Source organism: Candidatus Culexarchaeum yellowstonense (assembly GCF_024707025.1).
In the GTDB taxonomy this organism is placed as follows: domain Archaea; phylum Thermoproteota; class Methanomethylicia; order Culexarchaeales; family Culexarchaeaceae; genus Culexarchaeum.
Window position 1 is genome coordinate 1 of record NZ_JANGFQ010000068.1, and the last position, 7,881, is coordinate 7,881.

Below are 7,881 nucleotides of genomic sequence, written 5' to 3' on the forward strand. Positions count from 1 at the left end.
GCTTAATAGTAATGTAGTAATTCACATGGATACATGATAAATATTTGAATAAAAGTGGTTAAGCATCATTTATTCTAAATGTTACTAGGAATTCGTCGGCATCAATTTGCTCTATACTATAAATTTTGGAGTTTATTCCATTTTCCTCCAATAATAGTCTGAAATCTTCAAACCACTCATTTAATCCGCATGTGAAGCAGAAGCTACCTTTGAAGCTTATTTGTATGGTTTCTTCATCAACTTTAACTAGTGATGCCACAGCTTCAGGGCTTCTAAACTTGTTATATAGGTCGATGGCATACATAACTTTACTGGACTCTATCATGAGTCGACCATACGCCCCCTTCAAACCCATCATTTAATATACTTCTTTGGATTTGATTTAAACTTCTCCATACATATAGCGCTACAGAAGTAGTATGTTTTACCATTGTAATCCAGTTTAAATTTAGTTTTACCTTCATCAACCATCATACCGCAAACTGGATCCTTAGCCAAAATATCACCAAAACAATTATACATCACCAATATATAACTATTGTCATTTTTGAGCGGGGTTTAAACGGTAACTTTTGATCTAACGATTATCCCCCTATAATCTGTGACGGTAATGAGGATGGTGTATGGTGGGAGTGGAGGGTTTCTTATGGTGGCATTATATGTGCCCATGCCACAGTAGGTTAAGCTCCAAACATTCCTTTGAATACCATTAATGGTTATGTTTAAATTGTTTGTTGATAGATTGTTTACAGGGCCCATTTCACTATTCAATATGAATGTTATTGACATTTCATTTAGGTTTCCATCTACGATTATCTTTGTTACGTTGAGTGATAGGAGTGCGGTGTAGGAGTTATTCCAGCCATAAACTTTACTTCCAATTATGTCTAGGGATATTGATGCATGGGAGGCTGATATGCCGTATGGTTTATCCCAACTGCAATTAAATATTGAACCACATTTTATAGTGAAGCTTGAAACGTAGATATTGTAAAATGTGGTTGAACTTCCATATTTGAATTGGAGTGTATATGTGGATGCAGGGGAGATTAACGATCCGGATGGGGATATGGATATCTTCAAGCTTAGTGGGGCATATGCTAAGGAGAATGCAAATTTCCATGTTTCAATATTAATTTTCGCATTGTCCTCAGAATTATCATGATCTCCAGTTTTAAGGTAGCTGGCTGTGAAATTTGCCAAGGAAGCTTGAAGGATACGTTTGAAATCTTTATCAACATTAATTATTAAATGCGTCCAATCTGAATCCTCAACTGTTTTTGGGAATATTGAGACTTTATAGGATGTTAGAGCTGAAAGTATTATTATGCCACTTAAAATTACTGCAACTATTATGGGGAGCTCCCCCTTAGAATTCAAATACATTCACCCCTTAACCCTAATTAACGTTAACACCAACATGTATATTCGACCATTACTTGACGTGAAAATATAAACTGCAGAGCCGGATTCAGATATATCCCTAGCGAAGTTTCCTGGAATATTGGTTATTGCAAAACGATTGAGTATCCTCATGGCTAATGTTGATTCATTTATTGGGGTAAACTCGTATATGGTCATGTTAAAGTAAACTGTTTTAGGCAGTAGAGTTCCAAGTAGTAGGGAGATATCGGATTCCCATTTACCAGTTTGATTTGAAAGTATGTTGGAGATTGTTGGAACAGATATTTCGTCCAGTAAATTGAAGGCCATATCATCAAGCTCCTCATGGCTATATATAATCCAAGAGCTTGGAATCCTCTGAATATTTATGGCGATGGTCATGGAGCCTATCACGAGAATCGCGGTGATTAAGGCTTCGATAATTCTAAATTGCCCAGAGCAATTCAAATTCAACCCTCCACAAGCCGCCATAATATTAAATCAAAATAGTATAGGTAGCCGGAAACAGATACGATCCTCCTAAGATGCACCCCCCTAGCCGCAACCCCTCCAGTATACCCCTGATTCCATCCAATCTCAACCCCATTATAAGACCTTCTAGCCACGCAGAGCTTATATGAACCCATATTCTTAACCACAAAGAACAATGCCACCGTATCATCATCTAAACCATCAAGCTCAAACTTATAGTATGGTCTAGCTCCACCTTGAGGTGTTATGGGTAGAAGTTTACCATCAAAGAGTACTGTGAATTCTAAAGCCTTCGGCGTAACCGCTAAAGCTGCTGGACATAGATGTATAGCTCCACCACCAGGATTATTCGGCTTACCCTTCTTGGTGGTTATGTTTTGGGGATTGAAATCGTCATCCAAATGTCCAACGTAGAGAGTATCCCCAATAATCACCCCAAAACTGGTTTCACCTTCAAAGGAACTGTATACTGTGGACATGCCATAGAAGTCAACATACACCACCAAGAAACCTCCAATGGCACCATTGGAATCCACTGATGTGAAATTCAAAACAGCCTTCCCATTATAATCGGTATAAACGTTTTCCACAACATCCTCCAAATAGGTTATCTCAGTACTCCCACTAACATATACAGTTACATGCACTGCCCTAATCCTAGCATTAATTACTGGTAGATTATCATAGGTTTTAACATAAACTTCATAGGTGAAGCTTGAAGATTTCTGAATTGAAACATTCAATACTGGAGTAAGCTTAATGGATAAACCATAAACCCCACGTAAACCCAAAACATTCAATATATCATTCAAACCTATACTTGTAAGATTTGTGTATTCACTTAAATTTGGCTCGAAAACCCTCACCAACTTATTTATATCCAAACTATATGGGTTAGCACCTTTAAGTGCAAAACCAAAACTCTTCAAAGAATCTATTGAAGTGGCCGAGACACCCCAATCTGGAGGATCCCCTGTATTTAAAAGCAATTGATTCATGATCTTCTCAGCTTCAATCTGCAACTGACCCTCAGATAGATATGTAGCCCTATTCAATGATACTGGAATGAAGTATGTTAATGTTGAAGATACAAGTAAAACAATTATTAGAGCGGAAAACACGTATTCCATCCACTCATTCAACCCCCCATCACCCCCAAACCAACCTTAACAACCCCTCCATCCTTAACAACCCATACAACCAAATCCTTAGCACCACAAAGAACCTTCGGGGAATAGTATATCTTAACACCATTAAAATTCAAAATTCCACTACCAAACTCAAAAACCACTTTACATGAAGATGTCTGTATTGGAATCATGGAAGAGGAGTTAAACCAACTCCAACCAATAATATCAACCTCAACATAATAGAATTTACCAGAAGCAGTTAAGCTAATGGTATAACTTTTACCAAGAATATTTGATGGAATATTCAATCCCTTAACCATAATCATATGCTCAGAACCCGTACTTGAAGCAACACTAATAAGATTCGATATATCCATGGCAATTCTATGCGATATTTCAGATGCAAGTATCCTTGCAGTATCCCTAAGGCTAATTAACTGCATATTCTGAGCAAAACCAATGGAGATGAATATCAATATTAGTAGGGAGGAGAAGGAGATTACATGCATAACAGCAGACGACATTACAATCACCCCACAACTAGACTGTTGATATTTCCACCTCCACAATAGCAACATTCAATACTGCTGGAGCAGTTATGCTTTTACAATCCACCTTCAAACCATCAATGAATAATTCAATGCTAGATGGCTTTTCAATGAATAATGTGTTTAATGTTACCCCCTTACCATAAGCCTTAACATTAATACTGTCAGAACCCACGGTTAAGCCAACTTTAACCCTAACCAAAACAAGCTCATAAACAGTGACGTTAAACCCCCTACTCCTCAAATACAATTCACCCTTATCCACAACCCTAACACAACCACCACGGAGTATTATGGATGGAAAACCAGATGTGGAAGCCAATTTAACAGTTACAAGATGGGAGAATTCATCCATAAATATGCCGGAACCTTCACCCCTAACATACTCCTCAGACACAGAAAACCTAACACCACAAGTATACCTCAAACTTGAAGTATAAACATCAACAATCTTAGAGGAGTTTAAGAAAACCTCAATATGGGTATCATCTTTGAGGAAATCAACTCGCCCATACCTACAATTAAACTTCACATAACCGGAAGAATAAACTCTACTACCAACCTCCTCAATAATATCAGCTAATATTAGCATAGAATCCTTAATACCCTCAAATTCAGCTTGAGCAGCTTGAATCTCCATAAAATTCATAGCCACGCTGGTGGAGATTATGGTGATTAAGATTATGGTTGAAGCGATAACCAGATTTCCAATAACCTCAGAAACCCCCTCAGAAACATTACTCCCAAAATGCGCCTTCAAATCCCTCAACCCCCCATCAGAATACTACTCAAATTAATTGAGGAGGAGAATAGGATTGCAAGTAGATCCACTAGAGTTAAGAGTATGGCGTGTATGAACCCTCCAGAAACCCTACCACCACCAATCTTCCCAGCAGCTAAACCAAGAGTATATGTTTGTAAGGGTATTGGCGTCATGAGTATTTTGATCATTGAAACCATGGGGAGGGAAGTTCCAGCAACAGCCATCATACCATTCATGAAGGATAAGAAGGTTAAACCAACCAATATCAACAATATAGCGCCAAAATATGGGACAAGCATCAGCGGCTTCAATAGAGAACGCTTCTCACTCTCAATTAAAAGTGAAGTTTCAGAAAACCTAGCCATAGACTCAAGGGTTTCCACAGACCCCCCACCAATCTCTATGGTATCAACTAATAGGAATAGATTAACGGATACAAGCCAATCATCTAAACTGGCGCAAATCTCATCAAAAACCTTACGTAGGGGGAGCCCCCAAACAATCCCCCTCCTAACCCTATCCAAAATCCTATTAAGCCTCCCATACCTCCTATATGAAAGCATAACTAAACACTTCTCAGGGGGTAAACCACTCTTCCTAGTTTCAACAAGATCTCTAAGGAAACTTGCCAATCCAGACTCGTAGGAAGTCTCCACCCTAGAAAGATAGAGGTCATATATTGCCCCTGGAATGCTGACTACAATTAGAGATAGGCATAACATTATTGCTGGGGTAAAACCAATATTTCCAGCCCTAGATTCAGCAAACCACTCAACAAACTTCACTATTGGGATTAGTGGTTCAATTATAGGCATATTGAAGACGTATGGGAGAATTATTAGGGAGAGGGATAGCAGGAGTATTGGGAGGGAGGCTATGAAGGGGATATATCTCTTCAAAACCTTCTCAGGATAACTTATCTGACTGGAATCTGCCAAGTATATGAATATGACGTTTATGAGGGGGAGCAAAATGAAGGAGAAGAGGAAGAAGGTTTCACCACTAATAGCAGGCATCCCCATAACGTCACTCATGGATACTGAGGCTATGAAGAAGAGGTATAATCCAATACCACCAAGACATACAACCGTGATGAGAGCCTCCATTAGAATTCCAAGCCTCTCAGCAACAGATTTAACCCTAGAAAGCATCTCTTGGAAAAGCATTTCAGTTCTACGATAAACATAATTGGCAACATCGCCACCACTCCTTAAGGTGGAAACATAACCTGAAATAAGCTCCTTAAACCCCTTAACATTAAGCTTACCAGCAAAATCCTCAACAATAAATATGGGGGTGTCACTTCCAACCATAGATGAAACTTCAATCCTATTAACATACATACTAGTCCTATGGAAAATTTTAGATCCAATAAGCCTCTTAAGACCATTATACAAAGGCAAACCACTAGAGACTATGACCGTTAAATATGCTGAGACGTAGGGCAATTCAAGTTCAAAATCATAAACCCTATTCTTAGAAGTTATTATTGGTAGAATTAAACCAAATATGAATACAATTAATGGTAGAAGGGTGAAGGATATTATTAATGGTATTGGGAGGAAGGATAATGGGTAAAGAAAACGCATAATATATTGTGGAAGATCAATACCTGAAACTGCAACAAAAATTAGTAGGATAAATGGAATTGATGCTGATAAGGATAGGATTGATGCAAAAAATATTATTGAAGCATAAACTGACGGGTGAATCTTGAAACCTGAAACCTCAATCCATTTATCAAGCCAAGGAAATGCAGATGCAATCCTATCACCAATAAACCCAAAATGATCATAGCAGAAACTCTTAAAATCCACTTAAATCCCACCCCCACCCTTGGATTCAGCCTTCAAAAGATGTAAGCCCCCAACATAAGACTTATAGTAATTGCGAATAGCCTCTGCAACACTCTTATGTGAAAGAACACCCCTACCCAAAAGATCCCTCAAATATCTTGCCCTAACATCAATCTCGGAGATCAATTCATCCATGGAAAACCCTGTTTTACGACTTATCCTACCAAGAATGAAGCTATCCTCGAAATTAACGTTGAAGAAGCCTTCAGGAACCCACTCAGCCACCACAACCTCCTCACCATCAGAATTCAACTCCCAAATAGACCTAACCCTCCTCACACTCTTATGACCACCAATCTTAACATCAGTCATACGTTCAATGTGAAGCCAAACATTCATAAGTGGAAGGTAAACTTTAGAGATATTCATTGGGGGAGAGGTAAGCCTCTTAACAGCATAATCCAAACTATCAGCATGCATAGTGGACATACCACCATGACCAGTAGCCAAAGCTTGAAACAATACATAAGCCTCCTCACCCCTAATCTCACCCACAATAAGATAGTCAGGCCTATACCTAAGTGAAGTCTTAACCAAATCAAATAAACGTATAGACCTAGCCTTAACACCGGAAAACTCAAGCTCCTCCCTACTAACAAAGGAAACCCAATTCTCATGTGGAATATTTATCTCAGCAGTCTCCTCCACAGTAACCAGCTTAAGTTCAGGTCTAACAAGACTTAAAATGGCATTGAGCATAGTGGTCTTACCAGCACCAGTACCCCCAAGAACCATAACACTCATCTTATTCTCAACAACAAGCCAAAGATAAGCTGCAATCCACTCATTAACAGTACCCATGGAAATCAATTCCACAATGGAAAATGGATTCTCCCTAAACTTCCTAATACAGAAGGAACTACCAAAATTGGATACCTCACGCATAAAGGTTGCTGCAAGCCTATGCTTACCTGGAAGAGTGGCATCAACAACTGGATTAGCACTGGAAACATGCTTACCAGCAAGATGGGAAAGCCTAATTATGAAATCATCAAGAGCATCCTCATCCAAGAAAACAATATTAGTGGGCAAACTCTCAAAATCCCTATGATAAACATAAATAGGGACGCCAACACCATTACAAGATATATCCTCAATATTGGGATCCAACATCAAAGGATGAATAACACCAAACCCTGCAAGCTCCCTAGCAACATAATAAAGAATTTTACGCTTAGAATCTTCAGATGGGGGGCGAAGCCTCCTATACCTAGACATCAAAGCCTCAGCCTCAGAAACAACAAACTTCACCCTATCAACATCACCCCTAGGGGGATCCCTCTCCCTAACAATAAATGAGATAATCCTATCAAGAATCCCCCTCTCAAGGAAGGTTAAAGGCTCCTCCAAAGCATAATACTTAACCTCACCAGAAACATCCTCAGCCACCACAACCTTAGCATAAGGCTCACAAACCCAATAATCCCTCAAAACATGGGAATCCTCAGGTAAAGGATAAACCATAACATCCCTAACAGGAGAAATGCTGGATAATCTACGCTTAAATCCAGAAAAGACACCACTAAACTTAAACCTACCAATATTCAAAGCAACCACCCCACACAAAAAAGGAGAAGTGATTTATTATGGGTAAAGCCCCAAACATCTATGGCAAAGTCAATATCTTCGGATACTCCTTACCACCAGAAGTATGCAACTTCAACTCAAGACTCAAACCAGAAGTAGCAGTACTAGAACCCATCTTAGCA

General features: G+C 39.0%; 9 protein-coding genes. All 9 read right to left on the reverse strand.

Translation table 11 applies throughout. From position 1 onward, the window contains the following. Positions 1-58: 58 nt before the first annotated feature. Genes MRT15_RS07660 through MRT15_RS07700 form a run of 9 tightly spaced genes read right to left on the reverse strand, consistent with a single transcriptional unit; the run spans position 59 to position 7,720 of the window. The gene (locus tag MRT15_RS07660; protein WP_304329456.1) at positions 59-358 is read right to left on the reverse strand and encodes a hypothetical protein; all 300 of its coding nucleotides are present in this window, start codon (positions 356-358) and stop codon (positions 59-61) included. Then, positions 355-498 carry a YHS domain-containing protein gene (locus tag MRT15_RS07665; protein WP_304329458.1) on the reverse strand — a complete coding sequence of 48 codons (144 nt, stop codon included), beginning with the start codon at positions 496-498 and terminating at the stop codon, positions 355-357. Before MRT15_RS07665 ends, MRT15_RS07660 begins: the two co-directional genes overlap by 4 nt. Before the next feature lie 60 nt (positions 499-558). Further along, positions 559-1,380, reverse strand: coding sequence for a hypothetical protein (locus tag MRT15_RS07670; RefSeq protein WP_304329459.1), 822 nt, complete (start codon positions 1,378-1,380; stop codon positions 559-561). Positions 1,381-1,386: 6 nt separating this feature from the next. Further along, complete coding sequence (locus MRT15_RS07675) at positions 1,387-1,851, reverse strand: hypothetical protein (RefSeq protein WP_304329461.1); 465 nt, start codon at positions 1,849-1,851, stop codon at positions 1,387-1,389. Between the two features lie 2 nt (positions 1,852-1,853). Then, complete coding sequence (locus tag MRT15_RS07680; RefSeq protein ID WP_304329463.1) at positions 1,854-3,017, reverse strand: hypothetical protein; 1,164 nt, start codon at positions 3,015-3,017, stop codon at positions 1,854-1,856. Beyond that, positions 3,014-3,529 (reverse strand): hypothetical protein, encoded by a 516-nt coding sequence (locus tag MRT15_RS07685; RefSeq protein WP_304329465.1) that lies wholly within the window; start codon positions 3,527-3,529, stop codon positions 3,014-3,016. Before MRT15_RS07685 ends, MRT15_RS07680 begins: the two co-directional genes overlap by 4 nt. Before the next feature lie 16 nt (positions 3,530-3,545). Then, entirely contained in the window at positions 3,546-4,322 is a 777-nt protein-coding gene (locus MRT15_RS07690; protein WP_304329467.1) for a hypothetical protein, read from the reverse strand. After that, positions 4,319-6,133, reverse strand: a complete 1,815-nt coding sequence (locus MRT15_RS07695; protein WP_304329469.1) for a type II secretion system F family protein — start codon at positions 6,131-6,133, stop codon at positions 4,319-4,321. Before MRT15_RS07695 ends, MRT15_RS07690 begins: the two co-directional genes overlap by 4 nt. Beyond that, positions 6,134-7,720, reverse strand: a complete 1,587-nt coding sequence (locus tag MRT15_RS07700; RefSeq protein WP_304329470.1) for a type II/IV secretion system ATPase subunit — start codon at positions 7,718-7,720, stop codon at positions 6,134-6,136. It lies immediately after the preceding gene. Positions 7,721-7,881: the final 161 nt, after the last annotated feature.